A 21,789-nucleotide genomic window follows, 5' to 3' on the forward strand; every position below is an offset into this window, starting at 1 on the left:
CTAGCCTGGCACCGTGTCCGCGCCGCTGTTCCTGGTTGATTCGTTGCCCACCGCCGAGACGGCGACCCTGGACGGGCCGGAGGGGCATCACGCCGCGACGGTGCAGCGGCTGCGGGTCGGCGAGGAGTTGCTGCTCGCTGACGGCCACGGCGGCCTGGCCGCCGCCGTGGTCACGGCGGTGGGAAGGGGTGTGCTTGACTTTCGGATCACCTCCCGGGATCACCCGGCCGCCCCCGCCCACCGGCTCGTCGTCGTTCAGGGGCTGGCCAAGGGGGAGCGGGGTGAGCTGGCTGTGCAGGTGATGACCGAGGTCGGCGTGGACACGATCGTGCCCTGGACAGCCGCGCGTTCGGTCACCCAGTGGCGGGGCGACCGGGGGGCACGTGCCCGGGGCAGGTGGGTCGCCACCGCGCGGGAGGCCGCGAAGCAGGCCCGCCGGGCCTGGCTGCCGGTGGTGACCGGCGCACCAGCCGAGTCCACCTCCGAGGTGGCCCGCCGAATAGCCGGCGCTGCGGCGGCGTTCGTGCTGCACGAGCAGGCGGAGGAACGTCTGGCCACCGCGGAGTTGCCCGACCGCGGCGAGGTCGTGTTGGTGGTCGGCCCCGAGGGCGGCGTTGCCCCGGCCGAGCTGGCCGCCTTCGCCGAGGCCGGAGCCCGGACGGTGCGGCTGGGCCCGTCGGTGCTGCGTACCTCCACCGCCGGGGTGGTGGCGCTTTCGGTACTCGCCGCCCGCCTTGGCCGCTGGTAGCGCCGGTTCTTCTGCTCTGGGCGGCAGTGCCCGGAGCGTTTCCTTACACTGCCTCGGTGAACACAACTGACTGTCTGTTCTGCCGGATCGTCGCCGGTGAGATTCCCGCCACTGTTGTCCGGGAGACCCGGACAACGCTCGCGTTCAGGGACATTGGTCCGAAGGCTCCGGTGCACGTGCTGGTGATCCCGAAGGAGCACTACGCCGACGTGGCCACCCTGGCGGAGGGGGACCCGGGGCTCGCCGCCGACGTGCTCGCCACCGCCGCCGCGGTCGCCGAGGAGGAGGGGCTGCTCGGTGACGGCTTCCGGCTGCTCTTCAACACCGGGGCGTACGGCGGTCAAGAGGTCTTTCATGTCCACGCACACCTGCTCGGTGGTGCGCCGCTCGGGCCGATGCTGATCGGTAACCTCAGCTGACGGGGGCGGGGGTCGGCCGGTCGGTGTCGGGCAGGGGAATTGGGCGAGGTGCCCCGGCGGTTGAACCGATACGATGGGGGCAACGACCAGCACGCCGCGGCGACCAGCCCGGCGCCGAGAGCGAGAGCAGGTGGCGCAGGGCCACTCGGCCCAACCTATGACCAGCACCCCACCTCCCGGCCCGCCCCGGGCACAGACCAGGATCACCGTCCCGGAGCCGAGGATCATGGTCAATCTCCTCGGTGCGGGGGACGAGATCCTGCGACTGGTCGAGCGTTCCGTGAACAGCGACGTGCATGTTCGGGGTAACGAGATCACGATCACCGGCGCACCCGCGGACAACGCTCTCGCCGAGCGGCTCTTCGGCGAATTGATCGAACTCATCGAGAAAGGCGAGACGCTGACCACCGATGCTGTCCGGCGTACCGTTGGCATGCTCGAGCAAGGCAGCGCCGAACGGCCCGCCGAGGTCCTGACGCTCAACATCCTCTCCCGACGTGGTCGTACCATTCGCCCCAAGACGCTTGGGCAGAAGCGTTACGTCGACGCCATCGACGCGCACACCATCGTCTTCGGTATCGGGCCAGCCGGCACCGGCAAGACCTACCTGGCGATGGCGAAGGCGGTCCAGGCGCTGCAGGCCAAGCAGGTCAACCGGATCATCCTCACCCGGCCGGCGGTCGAGGCGGGCGAGCGGCTGGGCTTCCTGCCCGGCACGCTGAACGAGAAGATCGACCCGTACCTGCGACCGCTGTACGACGCGTTGCACGACATGCTTGACCCGGAGTCGATCCCGAAGCTGATGGCGGCGGGCACGATCGAGGTGGCGCCGCTGGCGTACATGCGGGGTCGTACGCTCAACGACGCGTTCATCATCCTGGACGAGGCGCAGAACACCACGCCGGAGCAGATGAAGATGTTCCTCACCCGGCTCGGCTTCGGTTCCCGGATCGTTGTCACCGGCGACGTTACCCAGGTGGACCTTCCCGGCGGGACGACCAGTGGCCTGCGGGTCGTCCGGGAGATCCTCACTGATCTGGCGGACGTGCACTTCGCCCAGCTCTCCAGCTCGGATGTGGTCCGACACCGGCTGGTTGGGGAGATCGTTGACGCGTACGCCCGCTGGGACATGGAGCGGGAAAGCCAGCAGGCGAAGAGCGTGCAGGCGGTGCCCGGGCGGCCCGCCCAGGGCGGCCGCGCCGGTCGGCGCCGCTAACGAAGCGAAGGAAGAAAGTGTCCATCGAGATTGCCAATGAGTCCGGAGTTGACGTCGATACCGACGCGGTACTCGCCGTCGCCCGGCACGCCCTCGACGAAATGGGGGTCAACCAGCTCGCCGAGCTCTCCGTGTTGCTTGTCGACATCGACTACATGGCCGAGTTGAACCATCGCTGGATGGGCGGGGACGGCCCCACCGACGTCCTTGCCTTTCCGATGGACGAGGGCAGCGTTGACCACGGGCCGGGGGAGAATGCCACCGTCGGTGCCGAGCCGGCGTTGCTCGGTGACATCGTGCTCTGCCCCGAGGTGGCCGCGAAGCAGGCGGCGGCCGCGGGCCACTCCACCGCCGACGAGCTGCATCTACTCACCGTGCACGGGGTGCTGCACCTGCTCGGCTACGACCACGCCGAGCCGGAGGAGGAGCGGGAGATGTTCGCCCTCCAAGCCCGGCTGTTGGTGAGTTGGCGGTCGATCCGGTCACGATGATGGCCTCTCTTGCCGCAGCAACGGCCGGCGCGTCCGGCCTCCCCGACGTGCAACTGGTTTTCCTCGCGGCTGGTCTGGTGGTCCTCGCCGGCCTGATCGCGATGACCGAGGCGGCGCTGGCCGCGGTCTCGCCGGCCCGCGCGGCCGAGTTGGTCCGCGACGGAGCCCGGGGCGCCCGAGCATTACAGTCCGTCGCCGGGGACGTGGTCCGGCACCTCAACCTGCTGCTGCTGTTGCGGCTGCTCGCCGAGCTGAGCGCGACCACCCTGGTGGCTCTGGTCGCGGTCGACTCGCTCGGCGCCGGCTGGCTGGCCGCGGTGGTGACGGCCGGGGCGATGACCGTGGTCAGCTTCGTGGTGGTCGGCGTCGGGCCGCGCACCATCGGCCGGCAGCATGCCTACGCGGTGGGTCGCGGGGTGGCGCCGCTGGTGCGTTGGCTGGGTCGGGCACTCAATCCCCTCGCCTCGCTGTTGATTCTGATCGGTAACGCGGTCACCCCGGGGCGCGGTTTCCGGGAGGGTCCCTTCGCCACCCAGGTGGAGCTGCGTGAACTGGTCGACCTGGCCGAGCAGCGCGGCGTGGTGGAGCATGGCGAGCGGCAGATGATCCACTCGGTCTTCGCGCTCGGTGACACCATCGTCCGTGAGGTGATGGTGCCGCGTACCGAGATGGTCTGGATCGAGCGGCACAAGATGCTCTCCCAGGCCCTGGCGCTCTTTCTGCGATCCGGCTTCTCCCGGATCCCGGTCATCGGCGAGAGCGTTGACGATGTGCTCGGCGTGCTCTACCTGAAAGATCTGATCCGGCGTACGCAGGGCGGTGCCCCGGAGGATCGGCGCCTCCCGGTGGCCGAGTTGATGCGTCCAGCCACCTTCGTGCCGGAGTCCAAGCCGGTTGACGATCTTCTTTCGGAGATGCAGGCCGCCCGGAACCACCTCGTGATCGTCGTGGACGAGTACGGCGGGACTGGCGGGCTGGTCACTATCGAGGACATCCTGGAGGAGATCGTTGGTGAGATTACCGACGAGTACGATGTTGAGCGTCCGCCGGTCGAGCACCTCGACGACGATGCGGTGCGGGTAACCGCGCGGCTACCCGTGGAGGACCTCGGCGAGTTGTTCGACACCGAGCTGCCCAACGATGAGGTGGAGACGGTGGGCGGCCTGCTCGCGCAGTCCCTGGGCCGGGTCCCGATCCCCGGCGCCCAGGTTGAGGTGGCCGGTCTGCGGCTGCTCGCTGAGGGCACCACCGGGCGGCGCAACCGGATCGACACGGTCCTGGTGCGCCGGGTGGAGCCGGCCGACCAACAGCACGATCCGAAGCGTGGCGAATCCGCCGCCGTCCCGGACGACACCGACCAAACCGAGGAGAGGCAACCCGCTGATGCCTGAGTCACCCGCCGTACCGACTGCCGGGTTCACCCCGGTGGAGCTGACCGCCGAGGACGCCAAACTGGTCGTCCTGGCCCGGGGGGCGCGTGGTCGGATCGGTGCCGTCGAAGGTGCCGCGGTCCGGGACCAGGACGGCCGGACGTACGCCGCGGCGAGCGTCTCGCTGCCGTCGCTGGCGTTGACCGCGCTTCAGCTCGCGGTGGCCTCGGCCGCGGCGGCGGGCTGCACCCGGCTGGAGGCTGCGGCGGTGGTGACCGAGGCGTCAACGCTGGACGGCGCCGGCCACGCGGCGGTCCGTGACCTCGCCGCCGACGCGCCGATCCACGTGGCGGCCCCGGACGGCACGCTCCTCGGGACGGTGGCCGAGTGACTTCCGCGCACCTTCGGCAGCCGTACCGGGCGGGCTTTGGCTGCTTCGTGGGACGGCCGAACGCCGGCAAGTCAACGCTGACCAACGCGATCGTCGGGCAGAAGATCGCCATCACGTCGAGTAAGCCGCAGACAACCCGGCACGTCATCCGGGCGGTGCTGCATCGGCCCGACTCGCAGCTCGTGCTGGTCGACACGCCGGGCCTGCACCGGCCTCGGACGCTGCTCGGCGAACGCCTCAACGATCTGGTGCGGCAGACGTGGAGTGAGGTTGATGTGATCGGCCTCTGTGTCCCGGCGGACGAGCCGATTGGCCGGGGCGACCGTTTCATCTCCGGTGAGCTGGCCGAGCTGAAGGCGACCGTGCTGGCCGTGGTCACGAAGACCGACCTGGTCGACCGAGAGCAGCTGGCCAAGCAGCTGGTCGCGGTGAGTGAGCTGGCGGACTTCGCGGAGGTCGTGCCGGTCAGCGCGGTCTCCGGGCATCAGGTCGACACCCTGGTGGACGTGATGACCCGCTACCTGCCGGAGTCACCGCAGCTCTACCCGGACGACATGCTCACCGAGGAACCGGAACAGGTACTGGTCGCCGAGCTGATCCGGGAGGCGGCGCTGGAGGGGGTGCGCGACGAGCTGCCGCACTCCATTGCGGTGGTGGTGGAGGAGATGATCCCGGCGGAACGGGTCGTCAAGATCTACGCCGATGTGTACGTCGAGCGGCCGAGTCAGAAGGCGATCGTGATCGGGCATCGGGCCAGCCGGCTCCGGGACGTCGGTATCCGGGCACGGCGGCAGATCGAGGAGCTGCTCGGCACCCGGGTCTACCTTGACCTGCACGTCCGGGTGGCGAAGGACTGGCAGCGGGACCCGAAACAGCTCCGAAAGCTCGGTTTCTAGCGCAACGGCCGGCTGGTCGCCGGCCGTTTCCAGGTGACTTGTCGACTTCGACGATTCGATGAGGAAATTCACTTTCCTCCCGGCAGACTCGCGCTTTTCCGGTCGCCGGCGGAAGGTAGGGGATTGTGTTGCCCGCCCCTTATTGGAATTAGTTGCGAGCCGATGCGAAACCGTTACCTGGACCTGTTGCGCGCCCTCGCCGTCGTACGGGTCGTGGTCTACCACGTAACCGGGTGGGCCACCATGACGTTGGTCTTTCCCGCGATGTCGGTGATGTTCGCGCTGGCCGGGTCGCTGATGGCGGCGTCGCTGCACCGGTTCGGGACGGCGGCGGTCGGTCGTCGGCTGCGGCGGCTGCTGCCGTCGTTCTGGGCGTTGGGCGCGATCCTGGTGCCCGCGATGCTGATCACCGGGCTGCCGTTCACCTCCGAGCTCCTGTTCTGGCTCTTCCCGGTGGCCGACCCACCGCGGTACGGCTGGGGAGCGCCGGTGCTGGGCCCGATCTGGTATCTGCGCAACTACCTCTGGTTTGTGCTCGTCTCGCCGCTGGCGCTGTGGCTGTTCCGCCGGTTTCCGCTGCCCACCCTGCTCGCCCCGTACGCGCTGACCGCGGCGATCGAACTGGGGCTGTACCCGAATCCGCCGATGGTGGTGCAGCAGTTCGGCCTGTACTTCGGGGCGTGGATGTTGGGCTTCGCCCACCAGGCGGGGATGCTGCGCCGACTCGCCAACCGCGTCCTGTGGCCGACCGCGATCGCCCTGGTCGCCGCCGGCGGCTGGTGGAACCTGACCCAGCCCGGGACCAAAGGGCTCGACCTCAACGGCAATCCGCTCGCCAATGCCCTCTGGTCGGCCGGTGTCATTCTGGTCGTGCTTGGGCGGGAACCGTCGAGAACGGCGTGGATCGACCGCAACGCGTTTATCAGTCGGATGATCACTCTGACTAACCGGCGTGCCCTCACCGTGTACCTGTGGCACATGGTCTTTGTGGTCGCGCTCACCCCGCTGGTGGACGTGGTTGGTTGGTCGCACCAGAATCTGCTCGGCCTGGCCATCCGGATCGCGCTGGTCTTCGCCCTACTCGGGGTCGTCATCCTGCTCGTCGGGTGGGTTGAGGACGTCGCGGCCCGACGTCGGCCGGAGTTGATCCCCGGTTTCGGACGGCGAGCGGCAGCTACCTCTGCGGGAACGGCAGCCACGTCTGCGGAGGTGGCAGCTACCTCTGCGGGAGCGGCAGCCACGTCTGCGGAGGTGGCAGCTACCTCTGCGGGAGCGGCAGCCACGTCTGCGGAGGTGGCAGCCGTACCCGAGGCGGCGCAGCCCGCGGTCGGTCCGGCGGACCACGCCGGGACGGGGCGGAAGCAGCCGGTGGTGCCGGCGCCCCGGTCTGCGGAGAACGAGCGCATGCAGAACGAGAGCGTGGACAGCAACGCGCGATGACCAGCCAGGGGTGCCGCGGCCACCCCGAGCCGACCCCGAGCTGGCAACCTGAGGGAGAATGATCCGATGGCCGGGTACCGTCGACAGCTCTACCGCGACGATGCGGTGGTGCTGCGCGTGCAGAAGCTCGGCGAGTCGGATCGCATCATCACCCTGCTCAGCCGTCGGCACGGGCGGCTGCGCGCGGTGGCCCGCGGGGTGCGCCGGACCACCAGCAGGTTCGGGGCCCGGCTGGAGCCCTTCGGCCACGTCGACCTGCAACTCGCCGGCGACCCGAAGGGCCAGCAGGGCAGTTCGCTGCACACGGTCAGCCAGGTCGAGGGCATTGACCTGTACGGCAAGCGCCTCCTTGGCGACTACCCCCGCTACACGGCGGCGAGTGCGGTCTGCGAGACCGCGGAGCGGCTCACCCCGGTCGAGCGGGAGCCGTCGCTGCGGCTGTTCCAGCTCACCCTGGGGGCGCTGCGCGCGCTGGCCGGCGGGGAGCACGCCGCGACCCTGGTGCTGGACGCGTACCTGCTGCGTGGCATGGCCCTGGCCGGGTGGGCGCCGGCGCTGGCCGGCTGCGCGGTCTGCGGTACGCCGGGGCGGCACCGGGCCTTCTCCGTCCCGGCCGGTGGTGCCGTCTGCCTCGACTGCCGGCCGCCCGGCGCGGCCCACCCCGCACCGGCCACCATTGACCTGATGACCGCGCTCACCAGCGGCGACTGGCGGGTTGCCGACGCCGCCGGAAGCGGTGTCCGCCGGGAGTGCAGCGGGCTGGTCGCGGCGCACCTGCAGTGGCATCTGGAGCGCGCGCTACGCTCGCTGCCGCTGGTGGACCGGGGTGTTCCGGCCGCCGGTGCGGTCGGGGCGCCGGCCGGCGGAGTCGGGCCGGCCGCGGCCGGCGTGGACAGGGAGTAGACCGAGTGATCCGATCGACCAGGCGACCCGGCCGGGCGCCGGTGCCGCCCACCCCCCACCCGTCTGGCGCCCGGCCACCGGCGCTGCCCGCCGAGGCGTTGCCGCGGCACGTCGCGGTGGTGATGGACGGCAACGGCCGGTGGGCCAAGGAGCGCGGGCTCCCGCGGACAAAGGGGCACGAGGCGGGAGAGTTCTCCCTCTTCGACGCCGTCGAGGGCGCGATCGAGCTGGGCATCCCGTACCTGTCGGCGTACGCGTTCTCGACGGAGAACTGGCGGCGTTCGCCAGACGAGGTGCGCTTCCTGATGGGCTTCAACCGGGACGTGATCCGCCGCCGCCGGGACCAACTGGTCGACCTGGGCGTACGGGTTGTCTGGTCGGGCCGGTCCGGGCGGCTGTGGAAGAGCGTCATCTCGGAGTTGCAGGCGGCCGAGGAGATGTCCCGCGGTAACTCGACGCTCACCCTGCAGTTCTGCGTCAACTATGGCGGGCAGGCCGAGATCGCCGACGCCGCCGCCGCGATCGCCCGGGAGGTCGCGGCCGGCCGGCTCGACCCGGCCAAGGTCACCGAGAAGACCCTGGCCCGCCACCTCTACCACCCGGAGGTCCCCGACGTGGATCTCTTCCTGCGCCCCTCCGGAGAGCAACGCACCTCAAACTTCATGCTCTGGCAGAGCGCCTACGCCGAGTTGGTCTTCCTGGACACGCTCTGGCCGGATTTCGACCGCCGGCACCTCTGGTACGCCTGTGAGCTCTACGCCCAGCGGGACCGCCGGTTCGGCGGAGCACTGCCGAACCCGGTAGCCCCTACCACCTGATCCCGGCGCCCGGGGTCAGGCTTCGACCTCACTGCGGTCCCCGGCCCAGAGCGTGTGGAAGGAGCCGTCGCGGTCAACCCGGCGGTAAGTGTGGGCGCCGAAGTTGTCCCGCAGGCCCTGGATCAGGGCCGCCGGTAGTCGGTTCGCGCGCAGCGCGTCGAAGTAGGACAGGGACGAGGCGAACGCGGGGGTGGGCACGCCGGCGTGGGCAGCCTCGGCGACCACGCGCCGCCACCCCGACAACCCGGCGCGTACGGCGTCGGCGAACCACGGCGCCACCAGCAGCGTGGGCAGGTCGGGTTGCTCGTCGTACGCCTGCCGGATCCGGTCGAGGAAGCGGGCCCGGATGATGCATCCGCCGCGCCAGATCGTGGCGGTGCCGCCCAGGTCGATGTCCCAGTCGTACTCCTGGCTGCCGGCCCGGATGTGGTCGAAGCCCTGCGCGTACGCGATGATCTTGCTGGCCAACAGCGCGCGCCGGACGTCCTCGATGAAGCTGCCCCGATCCTCGACCCGCCAGGTCGGCCCCGCGCCGGCGAACGCGTGGCGGATGGCCGCGCGCTGGTCGGCGTGCCCGGAGAGGGAACGCGCGAACGTCGCCTCGGCGATGCCGGTGATCGGAATGCCCAGGTCCAGGGCGTTCTGCACGGTCCAGCGTCCGGTGCCCTTCTGCTCCGCCTGGTCGAGCACGATGTCCACGAAGGCCCGCCCGGTGCCGGCGTCGGTGTGCCCGAGCACCTCAGCGGTGATCTCGATGAGGTACGACTCCAGCTCGCCGGAGTTCCACTCTCGGAAGATCTCCGCCAGCTCGGCCGGGGTCGCGTCCAGGCCGGTCCGCAGGAGGTCGTACGCCTCGGCGATGAGCTGCATGTCGGCGTACTCGATGCCGTTGTGGACCATCTTGACGAAGTGGCCGGCTCCGTCCGGACCGATATGCCGGCAGCAGGGCTCGCCATCCACCTGCGCCGCGATCTGTTCGAAGATCGGCCCCAGCTTCTGGTAGGACTCGGCAGAGCCGCCCGGCATGATGCTCGGCCCCCACAACGCGCCCTCCTCGCCACCGGAGACACCGGTGCCGACGAAGTGCAGCCCCTGTTTGCGCAGTGCCTCCTCGCGCCGCCGGGTGTCGGCGAAGTGGGCGTTGCCGCAGTCGACGATGATGTCGCCGGCATCGAGTAGCGGCACCAGCTCGTCGATGACGGCGTCGGTCGGGGCACCGGCTTTGACCATCGTGATGACCGCCCGGGGGCGCTCCAACGCGGCGACGAGGTCGGCCAGCGAGTCGGTGGGGACGAACCGCCCCTCCTCGCCGTGCTCGGCGACCAGCCGGCGGGTCCGTTCTGGAGAGCGGTTGTGCACCGCCACGACGAAGCCGTTGCGGGCCAGGTTCCGGGCGAGGTTGCGCCCCATCACCGCCAGCCCGGTAACGCCGATCTGTGCCTGCCCGCTCATCCCCGCCACCTCCGCCTCGATCTTCGTCTGTGACCGTATCGTGCTCCAGGTTCCGCTGCTCCACAGCCACTCCACCCGGGGTGCGCGGGGCTCGACGGTCAGCCGATCAGGGGGCGGAACGCGCCGACGGCGACGCTGACCGTGAGCGCGGTGCCGGCCAGTATCGCCGCACCGGCGATCAGGAGACCGTCGGCGCGGCCGAAGTGTTGGCGGCGGGCCGTCGATCGGGGGGTCGTGGCGTCAAAGCCCCGCGCGTCCATCGCCACCGCGAGTCGGGTCCCGCGGCGGATCGCACCGACCAGCAGCGTGAACGCGGTTGACCCGAAGAGCCGCAGCCGGGCCAGCGGGTTACGGCCGGCGTCAACGCCCCGGGCCCGCCGCGCCATGCTGATCATTTGCCACTCCTGGGCGAGCAACGGCACCAACCGGAACGCCGCCAGCGCCCCGTAGGCGAAGCGGGCGGGCAGCTTGGCATTTTGCACCAGCGCGTCGGCCAGGTCGGTCGGGTCGGTGGTTGCCACCACGATCAATCCCGGCAGGGCCACCGCGAACATGCGTAACACCAGACCGAGCGCGGTGATCAGCACGCCGGAGGTGATCAGGAACGGGCCGGCCTCGGCGAGGACTCGTCCGGAGCGCTCGGCGGCGAAGAGCACCAGCGTGCCGAGGACGCCCACCGCGCCGACCAGCAGCGGCACGGCCCGGCGGGCGAGCACCCGGAGCCGTACGCCGAACAGCGGCAGCAGGGCCAGCTCGAAGGCGATGGCGATGGCCGGTGCCACCGGGTCGAGGGTGGCGATCAGGATGACCGAGCAGAGCAGCGCCGCCGCCAGCTTCGCCACCGGGTTGCGCCGGGCCAGCGGGGCGTCTGGTCCGGTCACCGGTTCGAGGTTGATCACGGCGCGTGCCGCGGATGGTCGAGCCGTACCTGGCGGTCGGCGAGCGCGGCGATGAACTCCGGGTCGTGGGTCACCGTGACCAGCCCGTGCCCGTTGTCGCGCAGCTCGGCGAAGAGCTCCACCAGTTCCCGCCAGGTCCGCCGGTCCTGGCCGAAGGTGGGCTCGTCGCAGACGAGCAGGCGGGGCGCGGTGGCCAGGGCCGTCGCCACGCTCAGCCGCCGCGCCTCGCCACCGGAGAGGGTGTACGGGTTGGCCTCGGCGAGCGCCGTCAGGCGGAGCCGGTCGAGCAGCGCGTCCACGGTGGCGCGGACCTGCGCCTCGGTCCGGCCGGTGCGGCGTGGACCCAGCGCCAGCTCGTCGGCGACGGTGGCGGTGACGAACTGGTGTTCCGGATCCTGGAAGACCGAACCGATCCGATGCACCAGCGCCGGCGCCCGCCATCGGTGCGGCGGGGTGCGGGCGTCCCCGCCGGCCAGCTCCGTGGTCGCGGTGACCCGGCCCGCCGCCGGTGCGAGCAGCCCACCCAGCAGGAGGGCCAGGGTGGACTTCCCGGCCCCGTTGGGTCCGTGCACGGCGAGCGCCTCGCCGGCCCGTACGGTGAGGGAGACGCTGGCCAGCCGGGGCGGCAGGGCGAGCTCGTCAGCGGTGAGTAACGCCTCACCGGCGCTGGTGGTGGCCGGCCGCGACGGCACCGGATGGCCCGGCACCCAAACCCCCTCGGCGGCGAGCGCCGCGCCGTGCGCGGCGAAGACCGCCTGCGGGGTGCCGTCGACGTGGACGCCGCCGCCGGGGGCCAGCACGACCACCCGGTCGACCAGCGGCAGCGCCTCGGCGAGCCGGTGCTCGACGAGGAACAGGGTGGTGTCGGCATCGAGCGCCGTGGCGACCGCGTCGCGGATCAGCGCCGCACCGGCCGGGTCCAGGTTAGCGGTCGGCTCGTCGAGCAGCAGCAGGCGCGGGCGGAGCGCGAGCACCCCGGCGAGGGCGAGGCGCTGCTGTTCACCACCGGAGAGGGCGGCGGTCGGCCGGTCCCGGCCGTAGCGGAAACCGACCCGGCGCAGGGCCTCGTCCACCCGGGGCCAGATCTGCTCCGCGGGTAGCCCGCGGTTCTCGGGGCCGAAGGCGACGTCGTCGCCGCAGCGCGCCATCACCAGCTGGGTCTCCGGGTCCTGGAAGAGCAGGCCGACCTCTTCGCGGGCCGTGCGTGGGTCCCGGCCGTCGACCTCGACCGTGCCCTCCTGCTCGCCGGAGTCCTCGGGGAGCAGCCCGGCCAGCGCGGCGAGCAGGGTGCTCTTACCCGCCCCGGAGGCCCCCAACAGAAGGACCCGTTCGCCGTGCTCGATCCGCAGGTCGAGCCCGCGTACGGCCCACCGCTTCCGCCCCGCGTGCCGCCACCCGAAGCCCCGCAACCGGACCGCGCTCACCGGCGTCGCCCCGGAGTCGGATGCTGACCTGCGGACGGCGGCCCCAACCTCTGGATCGGCACGCTCAGATGGTGGTGCGTTCGCGGCCGGCGGGGAACAGGTCCAGTACGCCCGTCCGGGCCAGGGCCCGGGTCAGGTTCTCGGCGCCGAACCCGGCGATGGCGGTGGCGCTGGCGATCGTCAGCAGCGCGTATGGGATCCGGTAGCCGCCCAGCGCGTACTCGCTGTTCCAGACGAAGAAGTCGAAGAGGGCCGCGCCGAGGCCGGTCAGCGCACCCGCGAGCAGTGCCGTGGGCAGCCGGAAGGAGCGGTAGCGGAAGGCGGCGAAGGCCAGCTCGGCGCCGATCCCCTGGGCCAGGCCCTGGAGGATGGTGATGCTGCCCCACTCGTTGCCGAGCAGGGTGGACACGATCGCGGCCACCATTTCGCAGAAGAGCGCCGCGCCGGGGCGGCGGATCACCAGTCCGCCGAGCACCGCCGGGATCAGCCAGACGCCGTACATGATGGCCTGGGCCGGCGGGAAGAAGGCGAACACCGGGGTGGCGACGTTCCAGAGCAGCCCCCAGGCCCAGAAGATGACGCCGAAGGTGACGGCGATGACAGCGGCGACGACCACATCGACGGTGCGCCAGCGGTTGGTTGTTGTTGTGACTTTGCTCATCGGTCTTTCCCTGTCTGATCCGGGAGACCAGGGGAGGGCACGTCCATTCCGGCCCGGCCGGACGATGGCGCGACTGGAGGCCGACCGAACTCCCTGCGCTGGCATTACCCAGATCAGGTGCGAGGGTCTGTGGGACGTTGCCCACACTCTCAGCGCTGTGCGCTCCCCTGTCGGAGGTGAAAATGTGTAGTCGACGCTAGCACCTCCGAAGATTTTTCAACAAAGTGACATCGGTGCAGCTCGACCGGGGTTCTTTCGGCCGGTTCCCGGTAGGCTGCCGATCATGCGTGTCGATGTCCGCGGTTTTACCTTCGATGTCCACGTCGGTGGCCCGGCGGCCGGCCCGCCGGTGCTTCTGTTGCACGGCTTCCCCCAGCACAGTGGGGAGTGGGCCGACGTGGTGTCGCTCCTGCACGCCGCCGGGTTGCGCACGTACGCACTCGATCAGCGCGGCTACTCGCCCGGTGCCCGGCCGGCGGCGGTCTCCGCGTACCGCCTCGGTGAGCTGGTCGGCGACGCGGTGGCGGTGCTGGACCACCTCGGCGTCGCCGCCGCGCACGTGGTCGGGCATGACTGGGGCGCGGTGGTCAGCTGGGCCCTCGCCGCCGGGCATCCGGCGCGGGTGCGCTCGCTGACCGCGGTCTCCGTGCCGCACCCGGGGGCCATGGCCCACGCCCTGCGCACCGACCGGTCACAGCGGGCCCGCTCGGCGTACATGCGGCTGTTTCGGCGGGAAGGTACGGCGGAGGCGGTGTTGCTGGCGGTGCGGGCTACCGCGCTGCGCCGGATGCTGGCCGGTGTCGGCGACGCCGCCCGGATGGCCGCGTACGTCGAACCGATGCGCGCTCCGGGTGCGTTGAGTGCCGCCCTGAACTGGTACCGGGCGATGTCCTCGGGGGACCTAGCGGCCGTGGGTCCGGTGTCGGTGCCGACGACGTACGTCTGGAGCGACCGGGACATCGCGATCGGCCGCACCGCCGCCGCGGCCTGCGCCGCCCACGTGACCGGGGATTACCGCTTCGTCGAGCTGGTCGGGGTGAGCCACTGGATTCCGGACCGGGCGCCAGCGCCGCTCGCGGACGCGATCGTGGCCCGGGTCCGGGACCCGAGGTGAGCCTCAGGTGGGGGTGGTGTGCTCGCCGGCGTGGCTGACCGCGTCCGCCACGATGTGCGCGACGTGTTCGTCAACCAGCGTGTAGGCGATCTCCCGTCCGCGCCGGGAACCCCGCACCACTCCGGCGCCGCGGAGCACCCGCAGGTGCTGGGAGACCAGCGGCTGCGCGGCACCGAGCTGGTCAACCAATTCGTGTACGCACCGTTCGCCGTCGGCGAGTTGGCTGACGATGGCCAGCCGGATCGGGGCGGAGAGGGCGCGCAGCAGCTCGCTCGCCCCCTCGTAGGCGTCGTAGCCGGACTCGCTGCTCACAGGGGTAACGGTAACCAATCCCAGGGGCGCGCCGTTGGTCAGGACCGGCTCAGCACCACCTCGTGCGGCTCTACAGCCGACGGTTGCGCCGCGGGGACCCGTCGTCGTCGTAGCGTCCGCCAGCCCACGCGGCCGAGCGCCACCACCGCGAACGAGGCGATCGCCATCAGCACCACCGATGCGCCGGGGGCGGTGTCGGCGTTGGCCGCCACGTACACGCCCGATCCGGCGGCGAAGAGCCCGAGCGCCATGGCGGCCGTCATCGTGCTGCGGAACCCGCGGGTGACCTGCTGGGCGGCGGCGACCGGCACCACCATCAGGGCGCTGATCAGCAGGACGCCGACCGCGCGCATCGCGATGGTCACGGTGACCGCCGTGGCGACCGCGAGGAGCAGGTTGAGGGCGCGGACGGGCAGCCCGGAGACCCGGGCGTACTCCTCGTCGTGGCAGATCGCGAAGAGCGCCGGGCGCAACGCCAGCATGGTGACCAGGATCGCCGCGCCGAGCACCACGATCGTGGTCAGGTCGGTGGGGCTGATCGTGGAGAGCGAGCCGAAGAGGTACGAGTTGAGGCTCGCGCTGGTGCTGTCGGAGAGCCCGACGAGCATCACGCCGCCGGCGATGCCCCCGTAGAAGAGCAGGGCGAGCGCCAGGTCACCGGAGGTGCGACCGCGGGCCCGGACCAACTCGACGGTGATCGCGCCGAGGCTGGCGACGATCACCGCCACCAGGACCGGAGAGCGGTTGAGTAGCAGGCCGGCGCCGACGCCGGTGAGCGCCATGTGCCCGACGCCGTCACCGATCAGGGCCAGCCGTCGCTGTACCAGGTAGATGCCGAGCGCCGGGGCGGCCAGGCCGATGACCAACGCGCCGACCAGCGCACGCTGCATGTACGGGTACTGGAAGAGTTCCATCTCACGCGCTCCAGAGACCGGCGGGTTCGTTGGGACCGTGCGGGTGCACGTGGTCGTGGTCCGGGTCGGCATGGTGGCCGGCCGGTTCGGGCACCGGGCCGTCGTGCGCGATCCCCCCGGCGTGCACGACGACGGCCCGGGAGATCAACGGCCGCAGCGGCCCCAGCTCGTGCGCGACCAGCAGGACGGTGCCACCGCCGGCGACGAAATCCTGGAGCGCTCCGGCGAACGCCTCCTGGCTCGTCGCGTCGACCCCGGCGGTCGGTTCGTCGAGGACCAGCAGCTCCGGCTCGCCGGCCAGGGCCCGGGCGATGAGGACGCGCTGCTGCTGGCCGCCGGAGAGGGTCGAGACCGGGTCCCCGGTCCGGTCGGCGAGATCGACCGCCGCCAGGGCGGTCTCCACCGCCCTCCGGTCCGCGCGGCCGGGGGGCCGCAGGATGCCGCGGCGGGCCAGCCGCCCCGCCGCGACCACCTCGCGGACGGTGGCGGGTACGCCTCCGCCCGCGCCGAGGCGTTGCGGGACGTACCCGATGCGGTGCCACTGACGGAATCGCCGCGCCGGCTGGTCGAAGAGCGCGACCGAGCCGGCGCTGAGCGGGACGAGCCCGAGTACGGCTCGGGTCAGGGTGGACTTGCCGGAGCCGTTGGCGCCGAGCACGGCCACCACCTCGCCGGCGGTCACGGTCAGCGAGACGTCTCGCAGCACGGCCCGGCCCTCGTAGCCGATCGCCGCCCGCGTGACGGTGATGACGGGTGCGCTCATGCGCAGTCCAGCGCGGTTCGTAGCGCCGCGAGGTTGGCCCGCATCACCGAGAAGTAGTCCCCGTTGTTGTCGGCGGCGAGCCCCTCGAGCGGGTCGAGCACCGCGGTCTCGGCCCCGACCTGGGCCGCGATGGTCTCGGCGACCTTCGGGCTGACCAGCGTCTCGAAGAAGATCGTGGTGGCCTGGTGCTCCTTCGCCTCTTCGATCACCTCGGCCAGCCGCTGCGGCGACGGCTCGTGCTCCGGGCTCAGCCCGGTGACGCCGATCTGCTCCAGCTGGTAACGCGTGGTCAGGTAGCCGAAGGCGGTGTGGCTGACCACGATCTCCCGCCGCTGGCAGGTCTCCAAGCCGGCGGTGTACGCCGCGTCGAGCTGCTCCAGCTGGCCGCGGAGGTCGGACGCGCGGGCGGTGTAGTCGGCGGCGTGCGCGGGGTCGGCCTGGGCGAGCCGGTCGGCGAGCTGGTCGCCGACGGTGGCGAGCCGGGTGGGGTCCAGCCACAGGTGTGGATCTTTGCTGCCGGCCTCGGCCGCGTGGTCCGGGTCCGTCGGCGTCTCGGCGCCACCCTCGTCCTCGGGTCCGGCTTCGCCTTCGTGTCCGTGCTCGTCCTCGTGTCCGGCTTCGCCTTCGCCTTCGTGTCCGTGGTCGTGGCCGTCGGCGGTGGCGGCGAGCAGCGGCTCGACGGTGGTGACATCGAACGCCCGGTCGGCGGCGTTCTGCTGCACGGCCTCGTCGACCTGCGGCTGGAAGCCCTTGAGGTAGACGATCAGCTCGGCCCCGGCCACCTCCCCGACCTGGCTCGGGCTCAACTCGACGTCGTGCGGCTCGGCGCCGGGCTTGACCAGGTTACTGACGGTTACCGCGTCGCCGCCGATCTGCTGGGTCAGGAACTGGAGTGGGTAGAACGCGGCGACTACCTCAACCCGCTCCGGGTCGGCATCGGCCGGCTTGTCGGAGCAGGCGGCGGCGCCGAGGGCGAGCAGGACGGCGGAGGTGGCGGCCAGGGCGCGTGGAGCATGGCGGTTGTTCATGCGGGCAACTGTCCGCAACAATGATAATGATTGTCAAAAACGCATGAGTGCATGTCAGAGGAGCTTGACCAGCCCGGCGGTGATCAGCAGCGTCAGCACCAGGAGCCGGACCACCCGCAGCCGCGTCGGCTGGCTCGCCCCCGTGGTGACCACCAGCGCGGCCACGACCGCCGCGAGGGCGAGGGTGAGTAGCCCGCCGATCACCCCCGGAGTGAAGAGTGCGACCAGCACCACCACCAGGGTGACCAGGAAGACTGCCGTCGGGTTTGCCCGGGCCAACCGGCTCGCTAACCGGTGCTGCGTACGCTGCATCCCACAGACTCTACGAGGAGGTAGCCGGTGTTGGTCACCAACCGGTTCGTGGTCGAGCCCGATGTCGTCGCCGACTTCACCGCACGGGCGCACGGCGCGCTCGCGGCGCTCGCGGCCCGCCCCGGATATCTGCGTGGGCAACTCGTCCGCGCGCTGGACGACCCGCGCCACTGGTGCCTGCTCACCGAGTGGGAGTCGGTCGGCACCTACCGGCGAGCGCTCGGCGGTTTCGATGTCAAGGTCACCGCGGTTCCGCTGCTCGCCGAGTCGGTCGACGAACCGTCGGCCTACGAGGCCCTCGCCACCGCCGCGCCCGGCGCCGACGTGGTCGTGGCGACGAGCGATCGGGCGGCCGATCCGTACCGGTGAGCGATACGCACTACATTGAGCCCATGACCGCTCCCGGACCGGCCGCTCCCGCACCGCACCCGTCGGTGCCCGGCCCGCAAGACGGCGCCGCACCCCCCGCCGGGCCGGGGCCGGCAGACGGCGCCGCACCCGCCGCCGGGCCGGGGCCGGCAGACGGCGCCGCACCCCCCGCCGTGCCCGGATCGCCCTCCGGGCCGCCCTTCGGACCGCCCTCCGGGCCGGGAGTGCCGAATCCGCCCGCCGGCCCCGGCGTCGCGCCGCCGTTCGCGGCACCGCCGGTCGAGGGCCGTCGTACCCGACTCTGGCTGGGACTCGGTGCCGGGGCGCTCGCCCTGGCGCTCTGCTGCGGCGGCGGGGGCGCGGCGGTGCTCGGGCTCCTGGTGGCCGGTGTGCAGGCGATCGATGAGCAGGGGCGAGCGGCCTCCACCGACTACTACCAGGCGTTGGTGGAACAGGAGTACGGCGCCGCCTACGACCAACTCTGTCCACAGGCACGACAGCAGATGTCGCGGCGGGAGTTCGAACGGCGGGCCGCCAGCGCGCCGCAGGTGACCTCGTTCCAGGTCGGCGAGGTCGACCAGAACGACCTGACCGTGTCGGTGGACGTCACCCTCAGGGGCGGCGACCGGGAAAGCCAACGGGTGGACCTCGAGCAGAACCAGCAGACCGGTCAACTGGAGGTGTGCGGGGTCAGCTGAACCGCTCCCGGTATTCTCCTGGGCTCAGGACGTCGCCGGTCGTACCGTTGTCCCGAGCCTCGCTCCATCCCGTACTGTCCCCGCCGACCGCCAGCCGGCGTAGGAGGAAAAATGCCTGCAGACCGTATCGACGCCGTTGTCAGCCTCGCCAAGCGTCGGGGTTTCGTCTTCCCGTCCAGCGAGATCTATGGGGGTACCCGTTCGGCGTGGGACTACGGCCCGCTCGGGGTGGAGCTGAAGGAGAACGTCCGCCGGCAGTGGTGGCGGAGCATGGTCCAGCAGCGCGACGACGTGGTGGGCCTCGACTCCGCGGTGATCCTGGCCCGGGACGTCTGGGCCGCCTCCGGCCACCTGGACGCGTTCGTGGACCCGCTGACCGAGTGCCAGTCCTGCCACAAGCGGTTCCGGGCCGACCACCTGGCGGAGGCGTACGAGGCCAAGCACGGTCGTCCGCCGGCCTCGTTGACCGAGCTGAACTGCCCGAACTGCGGAAACAAGGGCACCTTCACCGAGCCGCGGATGTTCAACGGTCTGATGAAGACCCACCTGGGCCCGGTGGAGAGCGACGAGGGTCTGCACTACCTGCGACCGGAGACCGCGCAGGGCATCTTCGTCAACTACAAGAACGTCGAGACGGTGGCGCGGAAGAAGCCGCCGTTCGGCATCGCCCAGACCGGCAAGTCCTTCCGCAACGAGATCACCCCGGGGAACTTCATCTTCCGGACCCGTGAGTTCGAGCAGATGGAGATGGAGTTCTTCGTCGAACCGGGCACCGACGAGGGCTGGCACGAGTACTGGCTAGCCGAGCGCTGGAACTGGTACCTCGACCTCGGCCTCAGCGAGGGCAACCTGCGTCGCTACGAGCACCCGCAGGAGAAGCTCTCCCACTACTCGAAGCGTACCGTCGACATCGAGTACCGGTTCCAGTTCGGTGGCACCGAGTTCGCGGAGTTGGAGGGCATCGCCAACCGCACCGACTTCGACCTTGCCACGCACAGCAAGCACTCCGGGGTCGACCTGTCCTACTTCGACCAGGCCAAGGGCGAGCGCTGGGTCCCGTACGTGATCGAGCCGGCGGCCGGCCTCACCCGTGCGGTGCTGGCGTTCCTGCTCGAGGCGTACGACGAGGACGAGGCGCCGAACACCAAGGGCGGCGTGGACAAGCGTACGGTGATGCGCTTCGACCCGCGGCTCGCCCCGGTGAAGGTGGCGGTGCTGCCGCTGTCCCGCAACGAGGCGCTCTCGCCGAAGGCCCGGAAGCTCGCCGCTGACCTGCGTAAGCGCTGGGTGGTGGAGTTCGACGACTCGCAGGCCATCGGTCGCCGTTACCGCCGGCAGGACGAGATCGGCACCCCGTTCTGTGTGACGGTCGACTTCGACACCCTCGACGACGACGCGGTGACCGTGCGCAACCGGGACACGATGGCCCAGGAGCGGATTGCCCTGGACCAGGTCGAGCGGTACCTGATCGAGCGCCTCCCCGGCTGCTGAGCCGCGGGCGGCTCCTCCCTCCGCCGGCAGGCCAGTGGAGGGAGGACCAGGGCCTCCTTACACTGGAGTGGTGACCACGACGAAGGCCGTCCCGCCCCGCCCGCTGACCATCGGGCGGCACCAGGTGTGGCCGCCGGTGGTCCTGGCACCGATGGCGGGCATCACCAACGTTGGCTTCCGTCAGCTCTGCCGGGAGCAGGGCGGTGGCATCTACGTCTGCGAGATGATCACGACGGTCGCGCTGGTCGAGCGGAATCCCAAGACCCTGCGCATGATCGCCTTCGGCTCCGGGGAGTCGCCGCGCAGCCTCCAGCTCTATGGCACCGACCCGGACACCACCGCCGCCGCGGTGCGCATCGTCGTCGAGCGGGACCTCGCCGACCACGTCGACCTGAACTTCGGTTGCCCGGTCCCGAAGGTCACGCGCCGGGGCGGTGGTGCCGCCCTGCCGTGGCGGCGTCGGCTCTTCGCCCGACTGGTGCGGGCCGCGGTGGACGCCGCCGCGCCCGCCGGGGTGCCGGTCACCGTGAAGATGCGCAAGGGCATCGATGACGACCACCTGACGTACGTGGAGGCGGGCCTCGCCGCCCAGGACGCTGGCGTCGCGGCGGTGGCGCTGCACGGGCGTACGGCTGCCCAACGGTATTCGGGGACCGCCGACTGGGACGCCATCGCGACGCTGAAGGCGGCGCTGGACGTGCCGGTACTGGGTAACGGCGACATCTGGGAGGCGGACGACGCGCTGCGGATGGTGGCGCACACCGGAGTCGACGGGGTCGTGGTGGGGCGGGGCTGCCTGGGCCGGCCGTGGCTCTTCGCCGACCTGGAGGCTGCCTTCACCGGCTCGTCGCACCGACGGCTGCCCACGCTGGGGGAGGTGGCCACGACCATGCGCCGGCACGCGGAGCTGCTGGTCGAGCAGTTCACCGTCGGGGCCCGGGACGCGGCGCGCGGGGAACGGGACGGCTGCACCGACTTTCGGAAGCACGTCGCCTGGTACCTGAAGGGCTTTCCGGTCGGCAGCGAGCTACGTCGGTCGCTCGCGATGATTGACAGTCTGGCGCAGCTCGACGATCTGCTCGGCAAGCTCGACCCGGCGGCGCCGTTCCCGGTGGAGACGCTGGGCCAGCCCCGTGGCCGGACCAACTCGCCGGGCAAGGTGTTCCTGCCGAACGGGTGGCTGGACAGCCGGGACGACGACACGGTTCCGCAGGGCGCGGAGTTGGCCGATTCGGGCGGCTGAACCGGGCTCGACAGCCGACGACAAAGGGCCGGCCCCGGGTGGGGCCGGCCCTTTGTCAGGTGGTCAGCTGGTGGAGTAGCCGCGGGTGGCGATCCAGTCGCCGAGGGCTTCGGTGGTGATCCAGTACTCGGCGGTGTTCGGGTTCGCCGAGTCGGCGATCTTCACCTGGTCGCCGGCGTCGCGGTAGCCGTTGACGGTGATGTAGTGGCCGCCGGCGAAGGAGTGGCTGCCGCCGTTGGTGTCGGTGGCGGTGCCGGCGATGTTGGCCACGACGGCGCGGCCGTCGTCGACGGTGCGGATGATGTCCTCGCGCAGGGTGTCGGTCTGCTTGTCGTCGGCCTCGGGGGTGGAGATCTCGACGCTGCGGTACACGTCGCGGCCGGTCTCGGTGTTCAGTACCGGGGTGATGTCGTTGAT

At 71.2% G+C, this 21,789-nt stretch carries 25 protein-coding genes and 1 riboswitch; of the genes, 15 read left to right on the forward strand and 10 right to left on the reverse strand.

All coding sequences use genetic code 11. The features are described from left to right. Positions 1-13 precede the first annotated feature (13 nt). From T398_RS22655 to T398_RS22700, 10 genes are all read left to right on the forward strand, one after another. Positions 14-748, forward strand: coding sequence for a 16S rRNA (uracil(1498)-N(3))-methyltransferase (locus T398_RS22655; RefSeq protein WP_496449798.1), 735 nt, complete (start codon positions 14-16; stop codon positions 746-748). A gap of 56 nt (positions 749-804) precedes the next feature. Further along, positions 805-1,167 (forward strand): histidine triad nucleotide-binding protein, encoded by a 363-nt coding sequence (locus T398_RS22660; protein WP_496449800.1) that lies wholly within the window; start codon positions 805-807, stop codon positions 1,165-1,167. A gap of 157 nt (positions 1,168-1,324) precedes the next feature. Continuing rightward, positions 1,325-2,383 carry a PhoH family protein gene (locus tag T398_RS22665; RefSeq protein ID WP_496449802.1) on the forward strand — a complete coding sequence of 353 codons (1,059 nt, stop codon included), beginning with the start codon at positions 1,325-1,327 and terminating at the stop codon, positions 2,381-2,383. Between the two features lie 17 nt (positions 2,384-2,400). After that, the gene (gene ybeY / locus T398_RS22670; RefSeq protein ID WP_496449804.1) at positions 2,401-2,874 is read left to right on the forward strand and encodes an rRNA maturation RNase YbeY; all 474 of its coding nucleotides are present in this window, start codon (positions 2,401-2,403) and stop codon (positions 2,872-2,874) included. Continuing rightward, positions 2,850-4,265, forward strand: coding sequence for a hemolysin family protein (locus tag T398_RS22675; protein WP_496449806.1), 1,416 nt, complete (start codon positions 2,850-2,852; stop codon positions 4,263-4,265). Before ybeY ends, T398_RS22675 begins: the two co-directional genes overlap by 25 nt. Continuing rightward, complete coding sequence (locus tag T398_RS22680) at positions 4,258-4,635, forward strand: cytidine deaminase-like protein (RefSeq protein ID WP_496449808.1); 378 nt, start codon at positions 4,258-4,260, stop codon at positions 4,633-4,635. Before T398_RS22675 ends, T398_RS22680 begins: the two co-directional genes overlap by 8 nt. Continuing rightward, positions 4,632-5,531: a GTPase Era gene (era, locus tag T398_RS22685; protein ID WP_496449810.1), complete on the forward strand. Its 900-nt coding sequence runs from the start codon at positions 4,632-4,634 to the stop codon at positions 5,529-5,531. Before T398_RS22680 ends, era begins: the two co-directional genes overlap by 4 nt. A 162-nt stretch (positions 5,532-5,693) precedes the next feature. Beyond that, positions 5,694-6,971, forward strand: coding sequence for an acyltransferase family protein (locus tag T398_RS22690; RefSeq protein ID WP_496449812.1), 1,278 nt, complete (start codon positions 5,694-5,696; stop codon positions 6,969-6,971). A gap of 66 nt (positions 6,972-7,037) precedes the next feature. Further along, positions 7,038-7,874 (forward strand): DNA repair protein RecO, encoded by an 837-nt coding sequence (recO, locus tag T398_RS22695; protein WP_496449814.1) that lies wholly within the window; start codon positions 7,038-7,040, stop codon positions 7,872-7,874. 41 nt (positions 7,875-7,915) lie between these two features. Next, positions 7,916-8,692, forward strand: a complete 777-nt coding sequence (locus tag T398_RS22700; protein ID WP_496449845.1) for an isoprenyl transferase — start codon at positions 7,916-7,918, stop codon at positions 8,690-8,692. 15 nt (positions 8,693-8,707) lie between these two features. Here the strand turns inward: T398_RS22700 and gnd are convergent, their stop codons facing one another. From gnd to T398_RS22720, 4 genes are all read right to left on the reverse strand, one after another. Next, the gene (gene gnd, locus T398_RS22705) at positions 8,708-10,144 is read right to left on the reverse strand and encodes an NADP-dependent phosphogluconate dehydrogenase (protein ID WP_496449816.1); all 1,437 of its coding nucleotides are present in this window, start codon (positions 10,142-10,144) and stop codon (positions 8,708-8,710) included. 98 nt (positions 10,145-10,242) lie between these two features. Further along, the gene (locus tag T398_RS22710; protein WP_496449818.1) at positions 10,243-11,043 is read right to left on the reverse strand and encodes an energy-coupling factor transporter transmembrane component T family protein; all 801 of its coding nucleotides are present in this window, start codon (positions 11,041-11,043) and stop codon (positions 10,243-10,245) included. Next, a complete protein-coding gene (locus tag T398_RS22715) occupies positions 11,040-12,467 on the reverse strand; it encodes an ABC transporter ATP-binding protein (protein ID WP_496449820.1) in 1,428 nt (475 codons plus the stop codon). Before T398_RS22715 ends, T398_RS22710 begins: the two co-directional genes overlap by 4 nt. 64 nt (positions 12,468-12,531) lie before the next feature. Continuing rightward, positions 12,532-13,128 carry an ECF transporter S component gene (locus tag T398_RS22720; RefSeq protein ID WP_496449821.1) on the reverse strand — a complete coding sequence of 199 codons (597 nt, stop codon included), beginning with the start codon at positions 13,126-13,128 and terminating at the stop codon, positions 12,532-12,534. 72 nt (positions 13,129-13,200) lie between these two features. Beyond that, positions 13,201-13,307, reverse strand: a riboswitch (TPP riboswitch). A 104-nt stretch (positions 13,308-13,411) separates the two neighbouring features. On the opposite strand from T398_RS22720, the gene T398_RS22725 reads away from it, so the two are divergent. Continuing rightward, the gene (locus T398_RS22725) at positions 13,412-14,242 is read left to right on the forward strand and encodes an alpha/beta fold hydrolase (protein ID WP_496449823.1); all 831 of its coding nucleotides are present in this window, start codon (positions 13,412-13,414) and stop codon (positions 14,240-14,242) included. Positions 14,243-14,245: 3 nt separating this feature from the next. Here T398_RS22725 and T398_RS22730 read toward each other — a convergent pair whose 3' ends face one another. Genes T398_RS22730 through T398_RS22750 form a run of 5 tightly spaced genes read right to left on the reverse strand, consistent with a single transcriptional unit; the run spans position 14,246 to position 17,571 of the window. After that, entirely contained in the window at positions 14,246-14,554 is a 309-nt protein-coding gene (locus T398_RS22730; protein ID WP_496449825.1) for an ArsR/SmtB family transcription factor, read from the reverse strand. A 38-nt stretch (positions 14,555-14,592) separates the two neighbouring features. Beyond that, positions 14,593-15,468, reverse strand: a complete 876-nt coding sequence (locus T398_RS22735; protein WP_496449827.1) for a metal ABC transporter permease — start codon at positions 15,466-15,468, stop codon at positions 14,593-14,595. Position 15,469: 1 nt separating this feature from the next. Beyond that, positions 15,470-16,231: a metal ABC transporter ATP-binding protein gene (locus T398_RS22740; RefSeq protein ID WP_496449829.1), complete on the reverse strand. Its 762-nt coding sequence runs from the start codon at positions 16,229-16,231 to the stop codon at positions 15,470-15,472. After that, complete coding sequence (locus T398_RS22745; protein WP_496449831.1) at positions 16,228-17,259, reverse strand: metal ABC transporter substrate-binding protein; 1,032 nt, start codon at positions 17,257-17,259, stop codon at positions 16,228-16,230. The genes T398_RS22740 and T398_RS22745 overlap by 4 nt, the downstream gene beginning before the upstream one ends. Positions 17,260-17,313: 54 nt before the next feature. After that, the gene (locus T398_RS22750) at positions 17,314-17,571 is read right to left on the reverse strand and encodes a hypothetical protein (protein ID WP_496449833.1); all 258 of its coding nucleotides are present in this window, start codon (positions 17,569-17,571) and stop codon (positions 17,314-17,316) included. A 27-nt stretch (positions 17,572-17,598) separates the two neighbouring features. Between T398_RS22750 and T398_RS22755 the strand changes: the two genes are divergently transcribed. From T398_RS22755 to dusB, 4 genes are all read left to right on the forward strand, one after another. Further along, complete coding sequence (locus T398_RS22755; protein WP_496449835.1) at positions 17,599-17,940, forward strand: antibiotic biosynthesis monooxygenase family protein; 342 nt, start codon at positions 17,599-17,601, stop codon at positions 17,938-17,940. Positions 17,941-18,164: 224 nt separating this feature from the next. Next, on the forward strand, positions 18,165-18,638 hold the full coding sequence (locus T398_RS22760; RefSeq protein ID WP_496449847.1) for an Rv0361 family membrane protein: 474 nt from the start codon (positions 18,165-18,167) through the stop codon (positions 18,636-18,638). A gap of 111 nt (positions 18,639-18,749) precedes the next feature. Then, a complete protein-coding gene (locus T398_RS22765) occupies positions 18,750-20,129 on the forward strand; it encodes a glycine--tRNA ligase (protein WP_496449837.1) in 1,380 nt (459 codons plus the stop codon). A 67-nt stretch (positions 20,130-20,196) separates the two neighbouring features. Beyond that, positions 20,197-21,372, forward strand: coding sequence for a tRNA dihydrouridine synthase DusB (dusB, locus tag T398_RS22770; protein WP_496449839.1), 1,176 nt, complete (start codon positions 20,197-20,199; stop codon positions 21,370-21,372). A 63-nt stretch (positions 21,373-21,435) separates the two neighbouring features. Here dusB and T398_RS22775 read toward each other — a convergent pair. Continuing rightward, on the reverse strand, positions 21,436-21,789 hold a 354-nt coding region (locus tag T398_RS22775), incomplete at its 5' end, for a C39 family peptidase (RefSeq protein WP_496449841.1).

Source organism: Salinispora goodfellowii (assembly GCF_059570675.1).